This window comes from Pseudomonas sp. RIT-PI-o (assembly GCF_001297215.1).
Lineage (GTDB): Bacteria > Pseudomonadota > Gammaproteobacteria > Pseudomonadales > Pseudomonadaceae > Aquipseudomonas > Aquipseudomonas moraviensis_A.
The window spans coordinates 548,361-573,920 of record NZ_LHPA01000011.1 but is presented as its reverse complement, the minus strand read 5'-3'; the positions used below and the strand labels follow the sequence as shown (position 1 = coordinate 573,920).

Below are 25,560 nucleotides of genomic sequence, written 5' to 3'. Positions count from 1 at the left end.
GGCAGGTCAGCGCTTGAGTGTATTAGCTCTGGCCGGCGAATGCCCGTCGCGATTTGCGCGTTGTCCGTATCTTGCGACATCTGCAGCAATCCCCCTCGGCAGGTCGAAAGCAATGATGCAAGCTGCAATAGGCTGGATGGCGTAACACTGCGGTTCTTCGAAGCCTATCTGGATTGTGTTTATCAAAAGTGCGAAGGAGCTAAACCATGAAGACATTCACTGGCGGCTGCCTGTGCGGCGCTGTGCGTTTTCAGGTCACGGGCGAGCCTTATCGCGTCGGGCTGTGCCATTGCCTTGACTGTCGCAAGGTGCACGGCGCGTTGTTTCATGCCTCGGCGATTTTTCCTCAAGACGCGGTGACGATTACCGGCGAAACCCATGACTACCAGGGGCGGCACTTTTGCCCGCGCTGTGGCTCGTCGGTGTTCAATCGCAGTGGTGATGAGGTCGAGGTCAACCTCGGCGCGCTGGATGCGCCGGATCAGTTAAAGCCGACCTATGAGAGCTGGATTGTGCGGCGTGAATCATGGCTGCCGGATTTTCCGTTGGCCAGGCACTACCGTGGTGATCGTGAAGGCAAGGGGCGCGGAGAGGGGTAGAGGACTTATCCCCATCTCGCGCACACCGACGATCCCTGTAGGAGTGAGCCTGCTCGCGATAGCGGTGGATCAGTCAATTCGATAGTGACTGGCATACCGCTATCGCGAGCAGGCTCACTCCTACAGGGGATCGCGTACGTTCGTGATATTACCCGCGGATAAACGCCAGCAAATCCGCATTGATGGTCTCAGCCTGCGTCGTCGGCATGCCATGCGGAAAACCCGGATACGACTTCAGCGTGCCGTTGGGCAGCAGTTTCGCCGACAACGGTCCGGAGTTGGCATAAGGCACGATCTGGTCGTCCTCGCCATGCATCACCAGAACCGGCACCGTGACTTTTTTCAGATCCTCGGTGAAGTCGGTTTGCGAAAAGGCGACGATGCCGTCGTAGTGCGCCTTGGCGCCGCCGATCATGCCTTGCCGCCACCAGTTGGCGATGATCCCTTCCGACGGCTCGGCCCCGGGGCGGTTATAGCCATAAAAAGGCCCGCTCGGCACATCGCGATAAAACTGCGCGCGATTCGCCGCCAACTGCGCCTGAAAGCCGTCGAACACCGATTTCGGCAAGCCACCCGGGTTGCTTTCGGTCTGCACCATCAACGGTGGCACCGCGCTGATCAACACCGCTTTGCTGACCTTGTCCTGACCATGCCGGGCGATGTAATGGATGACCTCGCCGCCGCCGGTGGAATGGCCGACGTGGACAACGTTGCTCGTACCCAGATGATTGACCACGGCCAGCACATCGTCGGCGTAGTGGTCCATGTCGTGGCCGTCCCAGACCTGACTTGAGCGCCCGTGTCCCCGCCGATCATGGGCAATCACCCGAAAGCCCTGCGCGAGAAAAAACAGCATCTGCGCGTCCCAGTCGTCCGAGCTGAGCGGCCAGCCATGGTGGAAGTGGATCACCGGGGCGTCGCGCGGGCCCCAGTCCTTGTAGAAGATGTCGACGCCGTCTCGAGTGGTGACAAAGCCCATATTCGTTACTCCTGACCTGTGATGGACAACCGCGAGGCTCGCGGACCGGTTGCGCAGAGATACGTCGACTGAGTGCGAGCCGTTATCAACTGTAGGAGCAACGCCACGGTCTGCATGACCGCTGGTCATAACGTCTGGCTTCAAGCGTAATTTAGGCTTTGCTGAAAGGGATAAGCGCGGGCGTGCGCAGGTTTCTGCGGCCACAGCGATGCCCCTGCGCAACACCATAAGCCTGAGGAAATCACCCGATGCTGACCTTGAATATCAATGGCAAGGATCAGGAGCTCGATGTCCCCGCCGACATGCCGCTGCTCTGGGTTCTGCGCGATGTCGCGCACCTGACCGGCACCAAGTTCGGCTGTGGCATGGCCCAGTGCGGCGCGTGCACCGTGCACGTTGACGGCGCGCCATTACGCTCCTGTATCACCCCGGCGACTGCCGTCGCCCACGGGCAGAAAATCCTCACCATCGAAGGCTTGTCCACCGATGGTTCGCACCCGGTGCAGCAGGCCTGGGCAGAACTCGACGTGGTCCAGTGCGGTTACTGCCAGTCCGGGCAGATCATGTCCGCCGCCGCGTTGCTGGCGAAAATTCCCAACCCCACCGACAGCGATATCGATCAGGCGCTCTCCGGCAATATCTGCCGCTGCGGCACCTATCCGCGCATTCGCGCAGCGGTCAAACGCGCCGCCGAAATCGGCTGATCCATTCTGTGGGAGATGAACGATGAACAGTCCGCTATCGCGTAGGGGATTTCTCAAGGGCAGCGCCGTGCTGGGTGGCGGCCTGATGGTGGCGTTTGTGGTGCCCGGGGCCAATCGCTTCGCCCGCGCAGCAGAGGATCAGAACAAGACATTCGCGCCCAATGCGTTCCTGCGCATCGCGGCGGACAACAGCGTTACGGTGCTGCTGGGCCATTCGGAAATGGGCCAGGGCATCTGGACCGGCCTGACCATGCTGATTGCCGAGGAACTGGACGCCGATTGGTCGAAAATTCGCGTCGAGCACTCGCCAGCCTCGGCGGCGGATTACGGTTTGCCGGCGTTCGGCGGCATGCAGATCACCGGTGGCTCGACCTCGACCTGGATGGAATTCGACCGCTACCGACTGGCCGGGGCGACGGCGCGGCAGATGCTGGTGGAAGCGGCGGCGAAACGCTTCGACGTCGCGCCTTCGACGATTCGCACTGAGTCCGGCGTGGTGATCGCCGGGGACCAGCGCGCGACCTATGGCGAACTGGCCGATGCCGCCGGGCAGCTGCCGGTGCCGGATCCGAAAACCATCACCTTCAAGGAGGCCAAGGACTGGAAGGTCATCGGTAAACCGACCAAGCGGCTCGACACCCCGGAAAAAATCACCGGCCGCGCCAAGTTCGGCATGGATGTGCAGTTCGAGGGCCTGATGACCGCGATGGTCGCCCGCGCGCCGGTGTTCGGCGCCACGGTCAAATCCTTCGAAGGCGCCGCAGCGCTGGCGGTTCCCGGTGTGCACAAGGTGCTGCAGGTGCCCAGCGGGGTGGCGGTGGTGGCCGAGCATTTCTGGGCGGCGAAGCTGGGGCGCGATGCGCTGAAGGTCGATTGGGATTTGGGCCCGCTGGCCGACATGAGCAGCGAAAAACTGCTGGAAAGCTTCCGCAAACTCGCGGCAACCCCGGGCACTTCCGCCACGCAGGCCGGGGACGCCAAGGCCAATTTCGCCAAGGCAGCGAAGAAAATCGAGGTCGAGTACAGCGTGCCGTATCTGGCCCACGCGCCGATGGAACCGCTCAACTGCACGGTGAAAATCAGCGCCGGCAAGTGCGAAAGCTGGACCGGCACGCAGTTCCAGACCCTCGACCAGATGGTCGCCAGCAAGATCACCGGGCTCAAGCCTGAGCAGGTCGAGATTCACACGGAATTCCTCGGCGGTGGCTTCGGTCGCCGCGCCAATCCGACCTCGGACTTCGTCGCCGAAGCCGTGCAAGTCGCCAAAGCGGCAGGCCTGCCGGTGAAAACCGTGTGGGCGCGCGAGGATGACATTCGCGGCGGCTATTACCGCTCGATGTACTTGCACAAGGCTCAGGTCGGGCTGGGTGCCGATGGCCTGCCGCTGAGCTGGCAGCATGTGCTGGTCGGGCAATCGATCATGACCGGAACGATGCTCGAGGCGGCAATGGTCAAGAATGGCATCGATGCGACCTCGGTCGAGGGTGTGGCTGACAGTCCGTACATCAAGGATCTGCCTCATCACCAGGTCGACCTGCATTCGCCGCAGACCGGCATCAACGTGCTGTGGCTGCGTTCGGTGGGCCACACCCACACGGGGTTCGTCATGGAATCGCTGATCGATGAACTGGCCACGGCGGCAGGCAAGGATCCGGTGGAGTACCGGCGAACGCTGCTCAAGGCGCATCCGCGGCATCTCGGCGTGCTCAACCTGGCGGTGGAGAAGGCCAACTGGGGCGCGGCGCTACCCGCCGGGCATGCCCTCGGCGTGGCGGTGCACGAGTCGTTCGGCAGCTACGTGGCGCAGGTTGCCGAGGTGTCGCAGGACAATCTGGCGATCCGCGTGCATCGGGTGGTCTGCGCGGTGGACTGCGGCATTGCAGTGAATCCGCAGAGCATCGCCGCGCAGATGGAATCGTGCATCACCTTCGGCCTCGGCATGGCCCTGCACAGCAAGCTCACCGTGAAGGACGGCGGCGTCGTGCAGTCCAACTACCACGATTATCAGGTGTTGCGGCTCAACGAAATGCCGGTGGTCGAAGTGCACATCGTCTCCAGCAGCGAAAAACCCGGCGGCATCGGCGAGCCCGGCGTGCCACCGACCGCGCCGGCGGTGGCCAACGCGGTGTTTGCCCTGACCGGGCAACGTCTGCGCGAACTGCCACTGCAACTGTCGGGGGTGTGAGATGAAACGACATCTGGTGTTGGGCACCGTCGTTTTACTGGGCCTTGGTGGCTACGCCTCGGACCTGTTTGCCGAGGGTCAGCAGGCATTGAAAGCGTTCGGCACGGTGCAGAAAGTCTTCCAGAGCCCGCGCTGCCAGAACTGTCACATTCCCGGCGATTCGCCGTTGCAGTTCGACGCCGGTCTCCCTCACGCGATGAATGTGGTGCGCGGCATGGACGGCAAGGGCGCCGCCGGTTTGCCTTGCGCCACCTGCCATGCCGAAAGCAATCCGCCGGCCAGTTACGGCCCCCATGCACCGCCAGGCGCGCCGCACTGGAGCCTGCCACCGGCGGCACACAAAATGGCCTGGATTGGCCTGCCGTCAGACAAGCTCTGCGCGATGATCAAGGACCGCGCGAGCAACGGCGATCGCGATTTCGCCGCCCTGTTAAAACACGTCAGCGAAGACAAACTGGTGCTCTGGGGCTGGAATCCCGGAGCAGGGCGCGCACCGGTGCCGGTGCCGCACGATATTTTCGTCGAGCAATTCAAGCTCTGGGCTGATGCCGGCGGACCGTGTCCGGTGGCGCAAATGTGAAGCCCCGGCGATTTAGCGCTACGCTGAGGGCAAGTCTGTCTACGGAGTGTGCGCATGCTGGTGCCCGGAAAACCTGCCAATGAAGCTGCACGGATCGACGCGCTGCACGGCCTCAACCTCGACGCGGCGCCTGAAGAGCGTTTCGATCGCCTGACGCGTCTGGCCAAGCGCTTGTTCAATGTGCCGATTGCTCTGGTCACGCTGATCGACAAGGATCGCCAGTGGTTCAAGTCCTGTGTGGGGCTGGATGTCAGCGAGACGTCGCGCGATGTCTCGTTCTGCGGCCATGCGATTTTGCAGAACGAACTGATGCTGGTGCCCGATGCGCGGGAAGATCTGCGTTTTCATGACAATCCGCTGGTCACCGGCGCGCCGAATATTCGCTTTTACGCCGGTTATCCGCTGACCGTGCCGGACGGCAACAAGTTGGGCACCTTGTGCCTGATCGATACCAAACCCCGCAACCTCGACGACGAGGAGCGCGCCTTGTTGCGCGACCTTGCGGAGATGGCCGAGCAAGAGCTGACGGCGGTGCAGATGGCGAGCATGGATGAGTTGACGTTGCTGTCCAATCGCCGCGGTTTCAAGCAACTGGCCCAGCATGCGCTGGATGCATGTGTGCGTCTGAACCGGCCGGCGACGCTGCTGTTTTTCGACCTGAATGACTTCAAGCAGATCAATGACCTGTATGGCCATGCCGAAGGCGACAGCGCGCTGAAAACCTTCGCCGATGTGTTGCGCATTGCCTTTCGCGAAAGCGATGTGGTCGGGCGCCTGGGTGGCGATGAGTTCGTCGCGTTGCTGACCGGATCGAGTCACGTCGAAACCACACGCATCATGGCGCGGCTCAAGGAAATCCTTGAAGAGCGCAACGCCACGCTGCACCGCGGTTATGCGATTCGCTTCAGCGTCGGCCAGATCGAATACGATCCCGCGCGACACGAAACCGTGGACCGGCTGCTGGCCGATGCGGATGGCGCGATGTATGCGCACAAGCAGGCGTTGAAAGGCTGTTAGCGCGGGCGCAATTCATCTGTCGGAGTGAGCCTGCTCGCGATAGCGGTGTGCCAGGCAGCGTGTGCAGTCACAGACAGAACGCTATCGCGAGCGGGCTCACTCCTACAGGATTTGCTGGTGTTGAGTTTCCGCAACGCCCGCCAGGACTCAGCGTTTCGGTGGGCTCAGCTTCTGATAAAACCCCAGCCATTTCTCGTGGCAGGCTTCAGCATCCTTGAGATCAGGTGCAACGAGCGCCTCTTGCAAGGCTGTCGCTTCATAAGCTTCGAACAGGTGACGTACTGCCGTCCTGGCGATGGCGTCGACCTTGTTCGACGAAAACGTATCGGGCACTGCGGTGCGTGGTTGTTCTTCCAGCGGTGCGCCTTGGATTTCGAGGCGGGTGAGAAATGCTTTGCAGGTGGCATTTGCGCGGGGCAGGGTACCGTTCCGGTAGGCTTCGGCATCGAGGGGCAGCGATTTCGCCGCCTCTTTTGCCAGCGATGGCTTGAGCAGGCTGATATCGATATCACGGCGCAACACCACTTCATCCCTGCAGGTGAAGATCTCGAATACCCTGGCTGGCCGGCCATGCAGCAGCGCCAGCACGCCGAACGCTGCGGTTTTGGCGACATCAGGCTTGTCCGTGGCCGCCGATACCGGCCGCACGGCAAGCAATTCCAGCTCGTGGTCCTCGATGTCGACTCGTTGCGCGAACGGTAAACGACAAAACGCCTCCTTCAGAAACGCGATATGCGCATCCTTCATTTGCTTCAAGCGCGCAGTCAGTGCCGCATGGAAGAAGCTGGCTACGTTGTGCAGCCTGGGCAACGACGCAATCATGGGCGCCAATTGCAGCTGCTGATTGCTCGATTGCCATTCCTGCATGTCGCCTGTCAGCTTGCCGGCGATATGCAGATCGCTCAGGGAGTAATGCGTTACCGATGTTTCAGCGTTCAAAGCGGGGACGAACAGCACCTTCGCGGTCAGGTGTGGGTTATCAGCGAAGGCCTTGCGCAGATCCGTCAGGGCAATAGTGGCGGGCGTAGGCGCTGTCGACAGGAAGGCCCGGCGATAAAAACCCGATAGCAGACGATTGTGATTGCGAAAGACCACATCGGCCTGCTTCAGCGTCGCGCTGTCATAAACGGTCACTGCGCATTCCTCATCACGCTGGATCGCACCTCTTGCGACCGCCCAGTCGACAACGACCGAGGCACAGGAGTCCTCGCGCAGAAACGTGTAGAAGTCCGCCGGTGCCGGGCCTTTCGTCAGTTGGCTCAGTTGCTCGTAGGTCATCAAGCGTGCCACGCCCGGCAGGCGGCTTTCGATATACAGCACGACTTGCTTGAACCTTACCCACTCCAGACAACTCATGTAAGAAAGTGACCCCGGAATGTCACGTATCAGAAACTCCGGCGCTATACCGGACAGTAACAGGTGGGTCGCCAGTGTCTTGTTCTTGACCCCGACGAGTTGGGGCTGGCGATCAATGAACCGGCGCACTTCCTCATAACTGTCGCCCCAGAAATCATGGCCTTCCAGACGCTGGGCGACGATTCGGTTCAAGTCCTCGCCGGCGCTCGGCTCCAGGCTGAGAATCAATGCTGCGAGCAACAGACGGTCGCGGTTGGTGGCCAGAAGGCGTTTCTTGTGCGCCGCTGCCCCCAGGCTCTTTACTAATTGATTGCCCAGCGTCCGGGCGCGTGGCGTGATCAGGATGCAACCGATCAAGTAGTCGGCTTTTGCCTTGAGCGTATTGAGCGGCAGATCGGTGTCGATTCCCTCACTGAGGTAATCGATCAACGGCGGCGAGCCCTCGGGCAAATACGATTGCGTGGTGTCGATGATGCTTTGACGTTGTTGCGCCGTGAACCGCTCCGTTTGAGTCCAGGGCTGACCTAACAGGTACCAGTGGTTCATAAGCCCGGGACTCATGTGCAGATTGACTCTGTACCATTTCGCCAGGGCGAGGGCTTGCTCGACAGTTTTCGGCAAAGGGAGATCGTAGAAGCGCAGTATCTGCCCGAGCGTGACGTTGCCGTCCGAGCGCAAGACCCCGCCAGCTTTGCTTGCCTTGGCTTTGAGCTGGTCGCGATAGAGCTTCAGATCCGAGTGCTTTTCCACCTGTGCGGTGAGCGTTACCCAGCCTTGCGGGCTGGCCGTGCCGACGTGACCGGATTCGCTCAAGAGCAGTGGACTGTCGATGGGCAGGCCTTGCTGCCGCAGGATGGCCTGAAAATCAGGGTTGGCACTCAAGACCTGCAATCCACGCTGGCCGAGCGCAATCCACTCTGCCAGCGCAGAGTCCGGATGGGGCTCGCTGAATTCCTCGTAATCGATTCGGGCCGTGGGTGCCTTGTTCCAGCTCAGCGCTATCAGGCGCCGAACGATATGCCTGCCGTCTTCGAGATCGGCAAAGCTTTCGCGATAGCTGCGAATGGGGTCGCCGGTCTGCACATAATCACTGACATAGGGCAACGCGGGCCATGTGTGCCGGCGCAAATCCTGCGCCAGTGAGCGGGCGTCGGCCGCATTCTCCGGAACTGGCATGCCATAGCGCGTCAACAGCTCGCCGATTTTGAGCGCCGCACCGGCGGAGGTAGAGGAAGCGGAGGAGGACTTGAGCGATACCAGCGCATCGGCAAGACCTCGTTGCTCGAACGGATCGCTGTCGGTTACCACCTCATCGATTTTCGTCGCGATGCGCTGGAAATCTTCCAGTTGCCCGTTGCGTTCGCTGACGACCGCTGAGGTGGTATGGCCTTGCTCATCCATTGCGGGCAAGCCACGGGTCTTCAACTCGGCGACGATCACTTTTGCCTGCGCCTGGTTCTGCGGTTCCGGATAGCCGTAAAACGCCAGGACCACTTCACGAGGGAATCGGTACAGCGGGTTGGCAGACTTGCCACCTATGTAAGGCAGACCCAGGCCTGACGAATCGATGCGCTGTGAGATCGACAGCAGCAATGGCGCCATTTGCCACCAGCCGGAATCATCGTCCAGGGTGAATGTACGCACGCGGGTGGCGCCGTTCGATTGTGTGCTCGCCTGCAGTGTGTCGCCCTTCAGACGCAGCGTATCCAGATCGATGTGGAAACGGCTGGCCCAGTCGAGAAATTCCGGGCGTTCGAGGGCTGTCCAGTACAGCTCCATCCATTCGCGCAGCAGGCAGCCGCGGGGGACTTCGAGGGTGCGCGACGGGGTCTCGGGCGTGACCACCGGGACTTCAGTCAACTCGGCAATAAGGTTCTGGATCAGCGTCTGTATATGTACCGGTGTGTCGTTCATCTGCGCCTCCCAGGCGGTTGATAAGCATCAAGCGACGAGTATCGAAGGAGGGGCGCGGTGGCTGGCGGTACATATGTAGTGCGATGAGTTTTTCCGCAGGCATAAAAAAACCCGCCGGATGCGGCGGGTTTTTCCTGACTACACGAAGATCACTCTTCGATGTTGCCCATGGCGGTGGTGTTGAAACCGCCGTCGACGTACATGATTTCACCGCTGATGCCCGACGCCAGGTCGGAGCACAGGAAGGCGCCCGCGTTGCCGACTTCTTCGATGGTGACGTTGCGGCGCAGCGGAGTCTGCGCTTCGTTGGCGGCCAGCATCTTGCGGAAGTTCTTGATGCCGGAAGCGGCCAGGGTGCGAATCGGGCCAGCCGACACGCAGTTGACGCGGGTGCCGTCCGGGCCCAGGGAACCGGCCAGGTAACGGACGCCGGCTTCCAGCGAAGCCTTGGCCATGCCCATCACGTTGTAGTTCGGCATGGTGCGCTCGGCGCCCAGGTACGACAGGGTCAGCAGGCTGCCGTTGCGGCCTTTCATCATTTCGCGACCGGCCTTGGCCAGCGCCACGAAGCTGTAGGCGCTGATGTCGTGAGCGATGCGGAAACCTTCACGGGTGGTGGCTTCGGTGAAGTCGCCGTCCAGTTGGTCGCCCGGTGCGAAGCCGACGGAATGCACGATGCAGTCCAGGCCGTCCCACTTCTTGCTCAGTTCTTCGAAGACCTTGGCGATTTCTTCATCGCTGGCCACGTCGCACGGGAAGCACAGCTCAGGGCTCGAACCCCAGCCTTGTGCGAATTCTTCGACGCGACCCTTGAGTTTGTCGTTCTGATAAGTGAAGGCAAGCTCAGCGCCCTCGCGATGCATGGCGGCAGCGATGCCGGATGCGATGGACAGCTTGCTGGCGACACCGACGATCAGTACGCGCTTACCGGCGAGAAAACCCATGTGTTGCTCCTCTTTCAGGTTATTGCGCAGTGGCTGGTGCCAGAAAAGCGGCTTCCAGCAACTGCTGTGTATACGGATGTCGGGGGGCGGCAAAGATACTTTGCGCGTCTCCCTGTTCGACCACTTGGCCATGCTTGACCACCATCAGCTGGTGGCTCAGCGCTTTGACGACAGCCAGATCATGGCTGATGAACAAATACGTCAGGTTGTACTTGGCTTGCAGTGAACGCAACAGCTCCACCACTTGCCGCTGCACCGTCCGGTCGAGCGCCGAAGTCGGCTCGTCCAGCAGGATCAGCGCCGGTTTCAGCACCAAAGCCCGGGCAATGGCGATTCGCTGCCGTTGCCCACCGGAGAATTCGTGGGGGTAGCGGTGCCGGGTTTCCGGATCCAGACCTACCTCCTTCAATGCCGCGATGATCGCCGCTTCCTGTTCGGCGGCGGTGCCCATCTTGTGTATCCGCAGGCCTTCGCCAACGATGTCATTGACGCACATGCGCGGGCTCAGGCTGCCAAACGGGTCCTGAAACACCACCTGCATTTCCCGGCGCAGCGGACGAACCTCGCTTTGCGTCAGGCAGTCTAGCTGCTTGCCTTCAAAGCGGATCGCGCCCTGGCTGCCGATCAGGCGCAAAATTGCCAGACCGAGGGTGGATTTGCCGGAACCGCTCTCGCCGACAATCCCCAGGGTCTGACCCTGAGGCAGGCTGAAATTGATGCCGTCCACTGCCTTGACGTAATCCACCGTGCGCTTGAGCAGGCCTTTCTTGATCGGGAACCAGACTTTCAGGTCCTCGACTTCGAGCAGCGGCGCACCGATTGCATTGGTTGCCGGGCCGCCGCTGGGCTCCGCGCCGAGCAGTTCCCGAGTGTACGGATGCTGCGGCGAACGGAACAGCTCTGCGCACGATGCCTGTTCGACGATGCAACCGCGCTGCATGACACATACGCGATGCGCAATTCTTCGCACCAGGTTCAAATCGTGACTGATCAGGAGCAGCGACATGCCCAATCGAGCCTGAAGATCCTTGAGCAAATCGAGGATTTTCAGCTGAACGGTCACGTCCAGCGCGGTGGTCGGTTCGTCGGCAATCAGCAATTCCGGCTCATTGGCCAGGGCCATGGCGATCATCACGCGCTGGCGCTGGCCGCCGGACAATTCATGGGGCAGGGCCTTGAGGCGCTTGTGCGGCTCGGGAATGCCGACCATTTCCAGCAGCTCAAGGGTGCGTCTGGTCGCAACTTTGCCGCTCAGGCCCTTGTGAATGCCGAGAATCTCGTTGATCTGCTTCTCGATCGAGTGCAGCGGATTCAGCGAGGTCATCGGTTCCTGAAAAATCATCGCGATGCGGTTGCCACGAATGTGGCGGATGGTCTTTTCGCTCAGATCCAGCAGGTTCTGCCCGGCATAGTTGATGCTGCCGGCCGGATGCCGCGCCATGGGGTAGGGCAGCAGGCGCAGGATCGAGTGTGCGGTCACCGATTTGCCCGAGCCCGATTCGCCGACCAGCGCCAGGGTTTCGCCACGCTTGATGTCGAAGCTCACGCCCTCGACCACACGATGCACCCGCTCGCCGAAACCGAATTCGACGGCGAGGTCGCGCACTTCGATCAGATTGTCCTGATTCATTTCACTTCCTCGGGTCGAAGGCATCGCGAGCGGACTCGCCGATGAACACCAGCAAACTCAACATCAATGCCAGCACGGCAAACGCGCTCATGCCCAGCCACGGCGCCTGCAGGTTGGATTTGCCCTGGGCGACCAGTTCGCCCAGCGACGGGCTGCCCGCCGGCAAGCCGAAACCGAGGAAATCCAGCGCGGTGAGGGTGCCGATAGCGCCGGTGAGAATGAACGGCATGAAGGTCATGGTCGAGACCATGGCGTTGGGCAGGATGTGGCGGAACATGATCGCGCCGTTCTGCATGCCCAGCGCCCGCGCGGCGCGCACGTACTCCAGATTGCGCCCGCGCAGGAACTCGGCGCGCACCACGTCGACCAGGCTCATCCACGAGAACAGCAGCATGATCCCCAGCAGCCACCAGAAATTCGGCTGGACGAAACTGGCGAGGATGATCAGCAGATACAGCACCGGCAAACCCGACCAGATCTCCAGAAAACGCTGCCCGGCCAGATCGACCCAGCCGCCATAAAACCCCTGCAACGCGCCGGCAATCACGCCGATGATCGAGCTCAGCACTGTCAACGTCAGCGCAAACAGCACGGAGATGCGGAAACCGTAGATCACCCGCGCCAACACGTCGCGGCCCTGATCGTCGGTGCCCAGCAGGTTGTCCGCAGAGGGCGGCGCCGGCGCCGGGACTTTCAGGTCGTAGTTGATGCTCTGGTAGCTGTAGGGGATCGGTGCCCACAGAATCCACGCGTCCCTGGCCTTGAGCAGCTCACGGATGTACGGGCTCTTGTAGTTGGCCTCCAGCGGGAATTCGCCACCGAAGGCGGTTTCCGGGTAGCGCTTGATCGCCGGGAAGTACCAGTTGTTGTCGTAATGCACGACCAGCGGTTTGTCGTTGGCAATCAGCTCGGCGCCCAGACTCAGGCCGAACAGGATCAGAAACAGCCACAGCGACCACCAGCCACGCTTGTTGGCCTTGAACAGTTCGAAGCGCCGACGGTTGAGAGGGGACAGGTTCATCTCAATGCTCCCGGCTTGCGAAGTCGATGCGCGGATCGACAAAGGTGTAGGTCAGGTCGCCGATCAGTTTCACCACCAGCCCGAGCAGGGTGAAGATGAACAGCGTGCCGAACACCACCGGGTAATCACGGTTGATCGCCGCTTCGAAACTCATCAGGCCGAGGCCGTCGAGGGAGAAAATCACTTCCACCAGCAGGGAGCCGGTGAAGAAGATGCCGATGAACGCCGACGGGAAACCGGCAATCACCAACAGCATGGCGTTGCGGAACACGTGGCCGTAGAGCACGCGATGGCGAGTCAGGCCCTTGGCCTTGGCGGTGACCACGTACTGTTTGTTGATTTCATCGAGGAAGCTGTTTTTGGTCAGCAGGGTCATGGTCGCGAAGTTGCCGATCACCAGCGCGGTTACCGGCAATGCCAGGTGCCAGAAATAATCGAGGATCTTGCCACCCAGGCTCAGCTCATCGAAGTTGTTCGAGGTCAGGCCGCGCAGGGGGAACCAGTCGAGATAACTGCCGCCGGCAAACACCACGATCAGCAGGATCGCAAACAGAAACGCCGGGATCGCATAGCCGACGATGATCGCCGAACTGGTCCAGACGTCGAAGTGGCTGCCGTGCCGCGTGGCCTTGGCGATGCCCAGCGGAATCGACACCAGGTACATGATCAGCGTGCTCCACAGCCCCAGCGAGATCGACACCGGCATCTTTTCCTTGATCAGGTCGATGACCTTGGCGTCGCGGAAGAAACTGTCGCCGAAATCCAGCTGCGCGTAGTTCTTGACCATGATCCACAAGCGTTCCGGGGCCGACTTGTCGAACCCGTACATGTGCTCGATTTCCTTGATCAGCGCCGGGTCCAGCCCTTGCGCGCCACGATAGGACGAGCCGGCCACGGCCACCTCGGCACCGCCGCCGGCAATCCGGCTGGTAGCGCCTTCGAAGCCTTCGAGCTTGGCGATCATCTGCTCGACCGGCCCGCCGGGCGCGGCCTGGATGATCACGAAGTTGATCAGCAGGATGCCGAACAGGGTCGGAATGATCAGCAGCAGTCGCCGAAAGATATACGCCAGCATCTGATTACTCCGTGCCCGCAGGGTCGGCTTGCAGTTGGGTTTCGACTTCTACGGCCGGTTTGGCGTCAGGCTTGACCCACCAGGTGTTGATGCCGATGTCGTACTTGGGCGAGGTTTTCGGGTGGCCGATGTGGTTCCAGTAGGCCACGCGCCAGCTCTTGATGTGCCAGTTCGGCACCACGTAGTAGCCCCATTGCAGTACGCGATCCAGCGCGCGGGCGTGGGCCACCAGGCTTTTGCGCGAGTCGGCGTTGATCAGGCTTTCCACCAGTTGGTCAACGGTCGCATCCTTCAGGCCCATGCTGTTGCGGCTGCTCGGTTTGTCGGCGGCGGCGCTCATCCAGTACTCGCGCTGTTCGTTGCCCGGCGAGTTGGACTGCGGAAAGCTGCCGACCATCATGTCGAAATCCCGCGAACGCACGCGGTTGATGTACTGCGAGACGTCGACGCGGCGGATCACAAGATCAATGCCGAGGTCGCTGAGGTTTCGCTTGAACGGCAGCAGCACCCGTTCGAATTCGGTCTGGGCGAGGAGGAATTCGATTACCACCGGTTTGCCGGCGCCATCGACCATTTTGTCATCGACGATCTTCCAGCCGGCCTCTTGCAGCAGTTGATACGCCTCGCGCTGCTGGGTGCGGATCATGCCGCTGGCGTCGGTCTGCGGATTTTCAAAGGCTTCGCTGAACACCTGGGCCGGCAGTTTGCTGCGGAACGGCTCGAGGATGGCCCGCTGATCGGCATCGGGCAGACCGGTGGCGGCCATTTCCGAGTTTTCGAAATAACTGCGGGTGCGCACGTAGGCGCCGTTGAACAGTTGCTTGTTGGTCCATTCGAAGTCGAACAGCAGCCCGAGCGCCTGACGCACGCGCACATCCTGGAACAGCGGGCGGCGCAGGTTGAAGACGAAGCCCTGCATGCCGGTCGGGTTGCTGTTGGGGATCAGTTCCTTGATCAAACGGCCCTCGGTGACCGCCGGAACGTTATAGGCGCTGGCCCAGTTCTTCGCGGTCATCTCCAGCCAGTAATCGAATTGCCCGGCCTTCAGCGCTTCGAGGGCGACGGTGTTGTCGCGGTAGTAATCGGTGGTCATCGTGTCGAAGTTGTAGAAGCCACGGTTGACCGGCAAGTCCTTGCCCCAGTAATCCTTGACCCGCTCGTAACGTACCGAGCGTCCGGCCTTCACTTGGGTGACCTTGTACGGGCCGCTGCCCAGCGGGATTTCCAGATTGCCCTTGTTGAAGTCGCGACTGGCCCACCAGTGTTTCGGCAGGACCGGCAATTGGCCGAGGATCAGCGGCAGTTCGCGGTTGTTGCTGTGTTTGAACTTGAACAGCACTTTCAACGGGTCTTCGACGATGGCTTCGGCGACGTCGTTGTAATAGCCGCGAAACATCGGCGAGCCTTCCTTGGTCAGCGTCTCGAAGCTGAACACCACGTCTTCGGCGCGCACCGGGTGGCCGTCGTGGAAACGCGCTTCCGGGCGCAGATAGAAGCGCACCCAGCTGTTGTCGTCGGCTTTCTCGATCTTGCTGGCGATCAGGCCGTATTCGGTGAACGGCTCGTCGAGGCTGTGTTTGGTCAGGGTGTCGTAGATCTGCCCGATGTCATCGGCGGGCACGCCTTTGTTGATGAACGGGTTGAGGCTGTCGAAGCCGCCGAAACCGGCCTGACGAAACACGCCGCCCTTGGGCGCATCGGGATTCACATAGTCGAAGTGCTTGAAGTCGGCCGGATATTTCGGCGGCTCGTTGTACAGGGTCACGGCGTGTTGCGGGGCAGCACAGGCCAGCCCGGCGAACAGCAAGCCGCTGGCCTGCACGAGCAGGGTGCGAACAGGGTTCATCGATCTTTCTCCGAAGACTTCAGCCACCACGCGCTCAGGCCCAGGGTGTAGGGCGGCGTGGTGACAAAGGCCAACCGGTTGCGGTAGGCCAGACGGTGATAATTGAGGTACCAGTTGGGAATGCTGTAGTGCTGCCAGAGCAGCACGCGGTCGAGCGCCTTGCCGGCGGCGACCTGCTCGTCGCGTGTGCGCGCGGCGAGCAATTGTTCAAGCAGATGATCGACCACCGGATTGGCGATGCCCGCGTAATTCTTGCTGCCCTTGACGTTCACCTGACTGGAGTGGAAGTACTGCCACTGCTCGAGGCCCGGGCTCAAGGTCTGGCCCAGTGTCATCGAGATCATGTCGAAATCGAATTGATCGAGGCGCTGTTTGTACTGCGCGCGATCGACGGTGCGAAGGCGCGCGTCGATGCCGATACTGTTGAGGTTCTCGATATACGGCTGGTAGAGACGCTCCAGGCTCGGATTGACCAGCAGCAGTTCTAAGCGCAGCGGTTGGCCTTGGGCGTTCTGCAAGCGCTGACCATTGAGCTTCCAGCCGGCGTCCGCGAGCAATGCCAATGCCTTGCGCATGGTTTCCCGGGGAATGCCGCGACCGTCGGTTTGCGGCAGGGTGAATGGCTCGGTGAACAGCCTTGCCGGAAGCTGATCCTTGTACGGCTTGAGCATCAGCCATTCGTGCCCGACCGGCAGGCCCGAGGCGGTGAATTCGCTGTTGGGGTAGTAACTGGTGGCGCGCTTGTAGGCGTCGCTGAACAGCGCGCGGTTGGTCCACTCGAAGTCGAACATCAGGCCCAGCGCTTCGCGAGTCTTTACGTCGGCGAACGTCGCGCGGCGGGTGTTCATGAACAGGCCCTGAGTCTGAGTCGGGATCTGATGCGGGATCTGCGCCTTGATCACCTCGCCACGCCGTACGGCAGGGAAGTTGTAACCGTTGAGCCAGTTCTTCGCCTGATGCTCGATGTAGACGTCGAACTCACCGGCCTTGAACGCTTCGAAAGCCACATCGCTGTCGCGGTAGAACTCGACTTCCATGCGATCGAAATTGTACTTGCCGCGGTTGACCGGCAGGTCCTTGCCCCAGTAATCCTTGACCCGTTCGAAGATCAACTGCCGCCCCGGCGTGACCGAAGTTATGCGGTACGGCCCGCTGCCCAGCGGTGGTTCGAAGGTGGTGGCCTTGAAGTCGCGATCTTTCCAGTAATGCTGCGGCAGCACCGGCAATTCGCCCAGGCGCAGGATCAGCAGCGGATTGCCCGAGCGCTTGAACACGAAGCGAATGCGCTGCTTGTTGAGGATGTCGACCCGCAGCACTTCCTGCAGCGCCGTGCGATACAGCGGATGGCCTTCCTTGAGCAGCAGGCGATAGGAGAATGCTACGTCGTAGGCGGTAATCGGCGCGCCGTCATGGAAGCGCGCCTCGGGGCGCAGATTGAAGACGACCCAGCTGCGATCTTCGCTGTACTCCACCGATTGTGCGATCAAACCGTAGCTCGACGCCGGCTCGTCGCCGGACGGCGAATACTGCCCGGTGCCGACCATCAGCGGCTCGTTCAGCTCGTTGATGCCGTACTGGAGGAAGTTCGCTGTGGTGACCGGGCTGGTGCCCTTGAAGGTGTAAGGATTGACCGTATCGAAGGTGCCGAATGCCATCACCCGCAACGTGCCGCCCTTGGGCGCTTGCGGGTTGACCCAGTCGAAGTGGGTAAATCTGGCCGGGTACTTGAGCGTGCCGAACTGCGCATAACCATGACTTTCGGTAATCGTCGCGCTTGCGGTAGAGCTCAAGGCCAGGCTGATCAGGAGCAGGGAGAGGGCACGCTTCAAGTCAGATCCGATCCAGCGGCTTGGGCTTTGTGGGCCGTACAGTAACAGCTTGTCTGGACAGGAAAAAGATGCGGGTTAAAGAGCCCCTCACCCTAACCCTCTCCCGGAGGGAGAGGGGACTGATCATGGTGTCTGGGCAAATTGCACCGACGTGCGATACCGAGTCGAACTCAGATTTTGAAAAGCCTGGAGATCGGCTCCCTTTCCCCCTCGCCCCCTTGGGGGAGAGGGCTGGGGTGAGGGGGATGGATCTTCAGGGCGCCACAAAACTTCATCCAAAAAAAAGCCCCCGAAATCTCAGGGGCTCTTCTGTCAGTGCGGCTGATAAACCGTGAGCATCTGCCCAGGCTTGAGTGCCTTGCCCGCACCCGGGTTCCAGCGCTTGAGATGTTGCATCTCGACGTTGAAGCGCTTGGCCACCACATACAGGGTGTCGCCGCGCTTGACCTTGTACTGGGTCTGCTGCTTGCTCTCGTCCTTGCCTTTGGTCTTGGTATTCGCCGCGACCACGGTGTTTACCCGACCGGACTTGCGCGCCGGTGCACGTTTGGTGTTGTCCTGCATGACCAGGGTCTGGCCGACCTTGAGGTTCTTGCCGGTCAGCTTGTTCCAGCGCTGCAGATCCTTCACCTCGACCTTGTTGGCTTTGGCGATGGAGCCGAGGTTGTCGCCACGCTTGACCCGATAAGCGCGCTTGAGTTGCGCCACTTCAGACGGATCGGCGCCTTCGAATACCGGCTTCAGCGAGCGCGGGCTGATCAGCTCGTCCGGGCGCATGGTCTGCAGACTCGCGGTCAGCAGTTGCGCCTTGGACGTCGGCACCAGCAAATGCTGCGGGCCATCGATGGTGGTGCGCTGTTTGAAGGCCGGGTTGAGCTGGAACAGCTCGTCTTCGTCGATGTTCGCCACCGCAGCGACCTTGGACAGGTCCATGCGCTGGTTGATTTCGACGACCTGGAAGTACGGTTCGTTGGCGATCGGGTTGAGGTTGACGCCGTAGGCTTCCGGCGCCAGTACCACCTGCGACAGTGCCAGCAGTTTCGGCACGTAGGCCTGGGTTTCCGCTGGCAGCGGCAGGTTCCAGTAGTCGGTGGGCAGGCCGAGCTTTTCGTTGCGCTCGATCGCCCGGCTGACCGTGCCTTCCCCGGCGTTATAGGCCGCCAGAGCCAGCAGCCAGTCACCGTTGAACATGTCGTGCAGACGGGTCAGGTAGTCCATCGCCGCTGTGGTTGAAGCGGTGATGTCGCGACGGCCATCGTAGAAACGCGTCTGGCGCAGGTTGAAGTAACGCCCGGTGGACGGAATGAATTGCCACAGGCCCACGGCATCGGCACGGGAATAGGCCATCGGGTTGTAGGCGCTCTCGATCACTGGCAGCAGGGCCAGTTCCAGCGGCATGTTGCGTTCTTCGAGGCGTTCGACGATGTAATGAATATAGAGGCTGCCGCGTTCGCCGGCATTCTCGAGGAAAGAGGGGTTACTGGCGAACCACAGGCGTTGTTGCTCAATGCGCGGATTGACGCCAAGGCCTTCCTGCAACTGGAAGCCCTGGCGCATGCGTTCCCAGATGTCCTGGGGCGCCACGGGAGTGGGCTTCTCGGTCAGCCAGATCGGCTTCTGCTTGGCTCGCGCAGCAATGTTCGGCGTGTGCGTCGCTTCAGTCTGCGGAGCGTGGCTGGAACAACCCGCCAGCGTGGCGGACACAGCCACCGCGATGGCTTGCGCCAGGCGGGTCAAAGCATCTGAATTGACGGACTTACGTATGGATGACGACATTGGCTGGAAGTAAGTTCCGGGCAAAAATGTCGGGCGATTCTAGAAAGCGCACCCCCTGCGGTCAACCATTGAGAATTTCCGTGCCCGCCAGCCACTTGCTCAGAACGTGTCTTTCCAGGCTCGCAACACTGCAAACACCTCGCTCGGCGCCCGGTTTTGAGCGCCTTCCCGTTCGTCCACTTTTTGTGTAACCAATGTTTCAGAAGTGCGTAAAAACGGATTGGTCAGCTTTTCCAGGGCCAGCGTCGACGGCACCGTCATCACGCCGTTCTGCCGTTGCTGAATAACCTTTTCCAGACGAGCGGCAGTGTGCGGATTGCCTGGCTCGACGGCGGCGGCAAATTTGAGATTGCTCAAAGTGTATTCATGGGTGCAGTAGACCAGCGTATCTTCCGGCAGGGCCGCGAGACGGCTGAGCGAGTGATACATCTGCTCGGGTGTGCCTTCGAACAGCCGGCCGCAACCGGCGGCGAACAGGGTGTCGCCGCAGAACAGCAGACCATGGTGGTAATAGGCGATGTGCCCCAGGGTGTGGCCGGGCACCGCATAGACATCGAAGTCCCAGCCGAGCACGCTGACGCTGTCGTTGTCTTTCAGCGCTACGTCGCGCGCCGGGATGCGTTCGCTGGCCGGGCCGTAGACTTTGGCACCGGTCGCCGCTTTCAGGCGCTCGACACCGCCGACATGATCATGGTGATGGTGGGTAATCAGGATGTCGCTGAGCACCCAGCCCGGATGCGCGTCGAGCCACGCCTGCACCGGGGCGGCGTCGCCCGGATCGACCACCGCACAGCGCTGGGTCTGATGATCCTGTAACAACCAGATGTAGTTGTCGGTGAAGGCGGGCAGGGCACTGATCTGTATCATCGTCGGAATTCGCCAAGCGGAAAACATTGGCGCATCTTAGTAGTTCCTGGCGCGTTGGAGAATGACATGACCGATAAAGCGTTCGCTCAGGCCGATCCCGACTGGCTGGCATTGATCAGCGCCGCCCGCGAATGGCTGTCGGGGCCGCTCGGGCAATTTCTGCTGGATGAAGAACGGCGCATGCTCGATGACGAGCTCGGCCGGTTCTTCGGCGGTTATCTGGTGCATTACGGCCCGTCCGCCGAAACCCCGCCCGCGGCGCCGCAAGGGCAGCGCAACGTGCGGCTCCGGGCGCCGTTGCCCGGGGGCGAGATCGGTTGCGAAGAGCAGGCCTGGCCGTTGAGCGAGCACGCCGCCGACGTGGTGGTGATGCAGCATGGCCTGGATTTCTGCCTGTCGCCCCACGGTTTGCTGCGTGAAGCAGCGAGCAGCGTGCGCCCCGGCGGGCATCTGCTGATCATCGGCATCAACCCCTGGAGCACGTGGGGCCTGCGGCATTTCTTCGCCAACGATGCCCTGCGCAAGGCGCGCTGCATATCGCCGTCGCGGGTCGCCGACTGGCTCAATCTGCTGGGCTTCGCGCTGGAGAAACGCCGCTTCGGATGCTATCGTCCGCCGCTCGCGTCGCCCAAGTGGCAGAACCGTCTGGCCGGTTGGGAACGCAAGGCCGGTGACTGGCAATTGTCCGGCGGTGGCTTCTATTTGCTGGTGGCGCGCAAGATCGTGGTGGGGCTCAGGCCGTTGCGTCAGGAGCGCCGCGAGCCGATGGGCAAGCTGATTCCGCTGCCGATGGCCAAGGTCAACCGCCGCCGCATCGAACCGTAAACCCTCTTTTATTTGGCCGGGCTTGTCCCGGCCGCGGTCATTGTCGATCCGAGATTGGCAGGACAGGCATTTTTCTGGAAAGACTGGCATGAGCGAAAGCGTGGAAAGCGTCGACACCGTAGAACTGTTCACCGACGGCGCCTGCAAGGGCAATCCCGGCCCGGGTGGCTGGGGCGCTCTGCTGGTGTGCAAGGGCGTTGAAAAGGAACTGTGGGGCGGCGAGGCCAACACCACCAACAACCGCATGGAACTGCTCGGCGCGATCCGCGGCCTCGAAGCACTCAAGCGTCCCTGCGAAGTGCTGCTGGTGACTGACTCGCAATACGTGATGAAAGGCATCAACGAGTGGATGGCCAACTGGAAGAAGCGCGGCTGGAAAACTGCCGCGAAAGAACCGGTGAAGAACGCCGATCTGTGGAAAGAACTGGACGAGCAGGTCAACCGCCACAAAGTCACCTGGAAATGGGTGCGTGGGCACATCGGCCATCACGGTAACGAGCGGGCGGACCAGTTGGCCAATCGTGGCGTGGATGAGGTTCGTGGGTACAAACAGTCCTGAGTTTTCCTGATAGTCCGTGGTGCGCTCATTCGCGAGCAGGCTCGCTCCCACGGGGAAATGTATTCCAGACCTTGAATTGGAATACATTCCAATGTGGGAGCGAGCCTGCTCGCGAAGGGCTCACCACGGTCTGACTGAAACACCCCACCGAGCGTGTTAACATCCGCGCCTTTGCACGATTGACCCGTTGAGAGCTGAGCACTGATGGCCACCAGATCCGTTGTACTCGATACCGAAACCACCGGCATGCCGGTGACCGATGGTCACCGGATCATTGAAATCGGTTGCGTCGAACTGATCGGTCGGCGCCTGACGGGCCGGCACTTTCACGTTTATCTGCAGCCGGATCGCGAGAGCGACGAGGGCGCGATCGGTGTGCACGGCATCACCAATGAGTTCCTCGTCGGCAAGCCGCGCTTTGCCGAGGTCGCCGACGAGTTCTTCGAATTCATCAAAGGCGCGCAGCTGATCATCCACAACGCGGCGTTCGACGTTGGCTTCATCAACAACGAATTCGCCTTGATGGGCCAGCACGATCGCGCTGACATCACCCAGCACTGCACGATCCTCGACACCCTGATGATGGCCCGGGAACGTCACCCGGGACAGCGCAACAGCCTCGATGCGTTGTGCAAACGTTACGGCGTCGACAACTCCGGCCGTGAACTGCACGGCGCCTTGCTCGACTCGGAGATTCTCGCCGACGTCTACCTGACCATGACCGGCGGCCAGACCAGTCTGTCGCTGGCCGGCAACGCCTCCGACGGCAACGGCACGGGTGAGGGCGCGGATAATTCGGCCACGGAAATCCGCCGTCTGCCAGTCGATCGCCAGCCAGCACGCATCATCCGCGCGACCGAAGACGAACTGGCGGCGCATCTGGTGCGGTTGGAAATCATCGCCAAATCGGCGGGAGCGCCGGCGGTGTGGACGCAGATTGCCGAGGCTGATGCGCAGGCCTGAATGATCGAAAAATCAAAAGAACTGAAGATCAAAAGATCGTAGCCTTCGGCAGCTCCTACGGGGATTGCATTCCAGAGTTGAGAGACGAGGAAGGCTGCGATTTTTTGCGCTTGGCGACATGAAGCCAAGTTGCCACCCTCGCCACATTCGCTGCAACCCTCTACCCTGAGTGCATTGGCGGGTGCAGATCTGCCGCCTCAGGACACTGAGCCTCATGTACAAACAGTTGAAATTTGCGCTGGCAATCATCCATCGCGACATCAAGGTCGACAGCGTCGGCTGCGTCAAGGAATGAGGACCTTTCCCAGTATGCAACCGGTCATGAATCCGAAATACCCAGGGTTGTCGGTGCGCGTCGCCGACGAAGGTTTTGCGCCGTATATCTGGGGCAGCGACTTCAGTTTCGAGGTCGCTGCCTATGGCGCCGCCGTGATCGGCAAACCGGTCGCACAATGGCCGGTGACGCCGATCGTGCCGTACCGCAAGTGCTACGGCATCGATCCGGAGGAGTTCAGCGCCTTTCACAACGCGCCCGACAGCGCAATTTTCATGGCGTATCTGGACGACGAACCGGTCGGCCATCTGGTGATCAGCACCAACTGGAACGGCTTCGCCCACATTGATGAACTGGCGGTGCACGCCCCGGCCCGGCGCCCCGGGGTGGCCAAGGCGCTGCTCGATGTGGCGCAGTTCTGGAGTCGCAAGAAAAAGCTGCCGGGCATCATGCTCGAAACCCAGAACAACAACCTCGGCGCCTGTCGGCTGTATGAGCGCTGCGGTTACGTGATTGGCGGCATCGATCAACTGCGCTATCGCGGCATCGATCCACACACCGCCGAAGTCGCGTTGTTCTGGTATCGCCTGTTCGACAACCCGTTGGAAAAACCCCTCAGCTCGACAGCATCGCCTCGGCTTGTTCCGTGATGATTGCCAGCAGCGACTGAATCGCCGCTGACGGCGTGGCGTGCTTGAAGGTCAGGGCGTAGAGGCTGATCGGCACCGCCGGTGACAGCGGGCAAACGTCCAGCCCACTGGCGCGAGCGCCCAAAGCGGTGAACGGATCGACGATGGCCAGGCCTTCGCCGGCCTCGACCATGCTGCGCATCATCTGATGGGTCTGCACGCGGGTCTGAATGCTCGGTGCCGGGCGCAACGCCTGCAGCTTGTTTTCCAGTGCCGGACTCAGCGGATCCTGACCTTCGAGACCGACCATGGCCTGACCGGCCAGGTCTGCCAGAGAGATATATTTCTGTTTCGGTTGCAGCCAGCCGTGCGGCGCAAGCAATTGCAGCTTGCCCTGGGCCAGTGGCTGACAGTGGATGTCGGGGTGTTCGGGATCGTGCAGGCTCAGGCCCAGATCGCTTTCGCGCAGCAACAGGCTGCGGACGATGTCGCGTGTCGGCGCGCTGAGCAGGCTGCAAGGTGCGTCGGGCAAGCGTCGGCGCAGAGTCGCAAGACTTTGTGGCAGTAATTGTTGGGCCAGCGGCGGGGTGCCAATGATGCGCAAGGGCGGGGCGAGGTATTGCTTGAGGCTGCTGGCCAGACGCTGCACCGGCTCCAGCGCTTCATAGACGTGTGCGATTTCCACCTGCAGAGCGCGCGCTTCGGGCGTCGATTGCAGGCGCCCGCGAACGCTGGCAAACAGCATGAACCCCAGCTGACTTTCGGCTTCGCGCAAACGCTCTTCGACCTCGGTCACGGGCAATTGCAGCCATTCGGCGGCGGTGCCCAGGTGACCGGTCTGCAAGAGCGCCTGAATCACTTCGATGTGGCGTAAACGCATGCGTGAAGTCCATGTTCAGCAGGTGGGGTGAGACGCTGAATCCTACCCCAAGTCTGCACGCATGACTTCTGCTCATAACGCAGGGTTATTGAGCGACGGTTGGCTCAGGTTCGCGGATCAGGGTAATGCCTGATTGAACCAGGAGAAACTCGCTGTCACTGACCTTGTTGACGCGATCGCCAATGGCCAGTCTGTAAATGGGCTCCGAGCCAGTGGATCCGCCTGCAGACGGGTTCGATTCCTGGAATTCATGCACGGAATAAACACGGCCTTCCGCGTCTCTTGCATGAAACTGACCGACGAGTACTGCTGCCATCTGCTTAGAACCTCTGGAGATAAAACGCTTGATTTGCGGCTTTGTAGACCGTCACCAAGCTCGGTAAGTTTTCTTACAGGAAAAAAATATTCTTAGCGCAGGAAAAACCAATGATCACTGGTGAAAGCGTCACTGGATCATCTATAACTAGCGACTCTTCCCACAGACCATCGAGAGTCTTCCATGAGCAATGTCTACAACGTCGCTGTAGTGGTCGGTAGCCTGCGCAAAGCATCGATCAATCGCAAAGTCGCACTGGCCCTCGCCGAACTGGCACCGGCCAATCTCAAGCTCGAGATTGTCGAAATCGGTGAACTGCCGTTGTACAACGAGGACATCGACGGCGATTCTCCGCCCGCAGCCTACAGCACTTTCCGTCAGAAAGTGGCGTCATCCGACGCGGTGCTGTTTGTCACCCCAGAATACAACCGCTCGATCCCGGCACCGTTGAAGAACGCCATCGACGTCGGCTCCCGTCCTTATGGCCAGAGCGCGTGGAGCGGCAAGCCCGGCGCGGTGATCAGCGTATCGCCAGGCGCCATCGGCGGTTTCGGCGCCAACCAGCACCTGCGCCAGACCTTTGTTTTCCTCGATATCCATTGCCTGCAACAGCCGGAAGCGTATCTGGGCGGTGCGGGCAATGCGTTTGACGAAGCGGGCAAGCTGAGCGAATCGGTGAAGCCGTTCCTGCAGAAATTCATCGATGCCTACGGCCAGTTCGTAGAGCAACACAAGAAGTAATCTCGTACACGGTCCCATGTAGGAGTGAGCCTGCTCGCGATAGCGGTCTTT

At 61.0% G+C, this 25,560-nt stretch carries 22 protein-coding genes; 10 read left to right on the top strand and 12 right to left on the bottom strand.

Going from position 1 to position 25,560, the window contains the following annotated elements; all coding sequences use genetic code 11:
- Window positions 1-206 precede the first annotated feature (206 nt).
- Window positions 207-599: a GFA family protein gene (locus tag AEQ63_RS05040; protein ID WP_064362014.1), complete on the top strand. Its 393-nt coding sequence runs from the start codon at window positions 207-209 to the stop codon at window positions 597-599.
- Between the two features lie 148 nt (window positions 600-747).
- Here the strand turns inward: AEQ63_RS05040 and AEQ63_RS05035 are convergent, their stop codons facing one another.
- The gene (locus tag AEQ63_RS05035) at window positions 748-1,578 is read right to left on the bottom strand and encodes an alpha/beta fold hydrolase (protein ID WP_039763251.1); all 831 of its coding nucleotides are present in this window, start codon (window positions 1,576-1,578) and stop codon (window positions 748-750) included.
- 248 nt (window positions 1,579-1,826) lie between these two features.
- Here AEQ63_RS05035 and AEQ63_RS05030 point away from each other — a divergent pair, with 248 nt between their 5' ends.
- Genes AEQ63_RS05030 through AEQ63_RS05015 form a run of 4 tightly spaced genes read left to right on the top strand, consistent with a single transcriptional unit; the run spans window position 1,827 to window position 6,064 of the window.
- The gene (locus AEQ63_RS05030) at window positions 1,827-2,282 is read left to right on the top strand and encodes a (2Fe-2S)-binding protein (protein WP_042609542.1); all 456 of its coding nucleotides are present in this window, start codon (window positions 1,827-1,829) and stop codon (window positions 2,280-2,282) included.
- A 22-nt stretch (window positions 2,283-2,304) separates the two neighbouring features.
- Window positions 2,305-4,467: a xanthine dehydrogenase family protein molybdopterin-binding subunit gene (locus tag AEQ63_RS05025; RefSeq protein WP_064362013.1), complete on the top strand. Its 2,163-nt coding sequence runs from the start codon at window positions 2,305-2,307 to the stop codon at window positions 4,465-4,467.
- 1 nt (window position 4,468) lies between these two features.
- Window positions 4,469-5,047, top strand: coding sequence for a hypothetical protein (locus AEQ63_RS05020; RefSeq protein WP_064362012.1), 579 nt, complete (start codon window positions 4,469-4,471; stop codon window positions 5,045-5,047).
- 54 nt (window positions 5,048-5,101) lie between these two features.
- Window positions 5,102-6,064, top strand: a complete 963-nt coding sequence (locus AEQ63_RS05015; RefSeq protein ID WP_064362011.1) for a sensor domain-containing diguanylate cyclase — start codon at window positions 5,102-5,104, stop codon at window positions 6,062-6,064.
- Between the two features lie 147 nt (window positions 6,065-6,211).
- On the opposite strand, the gene AEQ63_RS05010 is transcribed toward AEQ63_RS05015, so the two are convergent.
- From AEQ63_RS05010 to gloB, 9 genes are all read right to left on the bottom strand, one after another.
- Entirely contained in the window at window positions 6,212-9,013 is a 2,802-nt protein-coding gene (locus AEQ63_RS05010) for a hypothetical protein (RefSeq protein WP_161806064.1), read from the bottom strand.
- Window positions 9,014-9,483: 470 nt separating this feature from the next.
- Entirely contained in the window at window positions 9,484-10,278 is a 795-nt protein-coding gene (gene fabI / locus AEQ63_RS05005; RefSeq protein ID WP_003202751.1) for an enoyl-ACP reductase FabI, read from the bottom strand.
- A 19-nt stretch (window positions 10,279-10,297) separates the two neighbouring features.
- Window positions 10,298-11,908 (bottom strand): ABC transporter ATP-binding protein, encoded by a 1,611-nt coding sequence (locus tag AEQ63_RS05000; RefSeq protein WP_042609547.1) that lies wholly within the window; start codon window positions 11,906-11,908, stop codon window positions 10,298-10,300.
- Between the two features lies 1 nt (window position 11,909).
- On the bottom strand, window positions 11,910-12,929 hold the full coding sequence (locus AEQ63_RS04995) for an ABC transporter permease (RefSeq protein ID WP_042609548.1): 1,020 nt from the start codon (window positions 12,927-12,929) through the stop codon (window positions 11,910-11,912).
- Between the two features lies 1 nt (window position 12,930).
- Window positions 12,931-14,004: a microcin C ABC transporter permease YejB gene (locus tag AEQ63_RS04990; protein WP_016774154.1), complete on the bottom strand. Its 1,074-nt coding sequence runs from the start codon at window positions 14,002-14,004 to the stop codon at window positions 12,931-12,933.
- 4 nt (window positions 14,005-14,008) lie between these two features.
- Complete coding sequence (locus AEQ63_RS04985) at window positions 14,009-15,850, bottom strand: extracellular solute-binding protein (protein ID WP_064362009.1); 1,842 nt, start codon at window positions 15,848-15,850, stop codon at window positions 14,009-14,011.
- A complete protein-coding gene (locus AEQ63_RS04980) occupies window positions 15,847-17,679 on the bottom strand; it encodes an extracellular solute-binding protein (RefSeq protein ID WP_064362008.1) in 1,833 nt (610 codons plus the stop codon). The genes AEQ63_RS04985 and AEQ63_RS04980 overlap by 4 nt, the downstream gene beginning before the upstream one ends.
- Before the next feature lie 312 nt (window positions 17,680-17,991).
- On the bottom strand, window positions 17,992-19,455 hold the full coding sequence (locus AEQ63_RS04975) for a transglycosylase SLT domain-containing protein (RefSeq protein WP_041480626.1): 1,464 nt from the start codon (window positions 19,453-19,455) through the stop codon (window positions 17,992-17,994).
- A 99-nt stretch (window positions 19,456-19,554) separates the two neighbouring features.
- Window positions 19,555-20,322, bottom strand: a complete 768-nt coding sequence (gloB, locus tag AEQ63_RS04970) for a hydroxyacylglutathione hydrolase (RefSeq protein WP_064362055.1) — start codon at window positions 20,320-20,322, stop codon at window positions 19,555-19,557.
- Window positions 20,323-20,388: 66 nt separating this feature from the next.
- On the opposite strand from gloB, the gene AEQ63_RS04965 reads away from it, so the two are divergent.
- From AEQ63_RS04965 to AEQ63_RS04950, 4 genes are all read left to right on the top strand, one after another.
- The gene (locus AEQ63_RS04965; RefSeq protein ID WP_064362007.1) at window positions 20,389-21,147 is read left to right on the top strand and encodes a class I SAM-dependent methyltransferase; all 759 of its coding nucleotides are present in this window, start codon (window positions 20,389-20,391) and stop codon (window positions 21,145-21,147) included.
- An 88-nt stretch (window positions 21,148-21,235) separates the two neighbouring features.
- Window positions 21,236-21,706, top strand: coding sequence for a ribonuclease HI (gene rnhA / locus AEQ63_RS04960; protein ID WP_007910572.1), 471 nt, complete (start codon window positions 21,236-21,238; stop codon window positions 21,704-21,706).
- 204 nt (window positions 21,707-21,910) lie between these two features.
- On the top strand, window positions 21,911-22,669 hold the full coding sequence (gene dnaQ / locus AEQ63_RS04955; RefSeq protein ID WP_064362006.1) for a DNA polymerase III subunit epsilon: 759 nt from the start codon (window positions 21,911-21,913) through the stop codon (window positions 22,667-22,669).
- Between the two features lie 309 nt (window positions 22,670-22,978).
- Window positions 22,979-23,593: a GNAT family N-acetyltransferase gene (locus tag AEQ63_RS04950; RefSeq protein WP_064362005.1), complete on the top strand. Its 615-nt coding sequence runs from the start codon at window positions 22,979-22,981 to the stop codon at window positions 23,591-23,593.
- Here AEQ63_RS04950 and AEQ63_RS04945 read toward each other — a convergent pair.
- A complete protein-coding gene (locus AEQ63_RS04945; RefSeq protein ID WP_064362004.1) occupies window positions 23,559-24,452 on the bottom strand; it encodes a LysR family transcriptional regulator in 894 nt (297 codons plus the stop codon). The two genes, AEQ63_RS04950 and AEQ63_RS04945, sit on opposite strands and share 35 nt — an antisense overlap.
- An 85-nt stretch (window positions 24,453-24,537) precedes the next feature.
- Window positions 24,538-24,768: a hypothetical protein gene (locus AEQ63_RS04940; protein WP_042609555.1), complete on the bottom strand. Its 231-nt coding sequence runs from the start codon at window positions 24,766-24,768 to the stop codon at window positions 24,538-24,540.
- Between the two features lie 183 nt (window positions 24,769-24,951).
- Between AEQ63_RS04940 and AEQ63_RS04935 the strand changes: the two genes are divergently transcribed.
- Complete coding sequence (locus AEQ63_RS04935; RefSeq protein ID WP_042609556.1) at window positions 24,952-25,509, top strand: NADPH-dependent FMN reductase; 558 nt, start codon at window positions 24,952-24,954, stop codon at window positions 25,507-25,509.
- Window positions 25,510-25,560 lie beyond the last annotated feature (51 nt).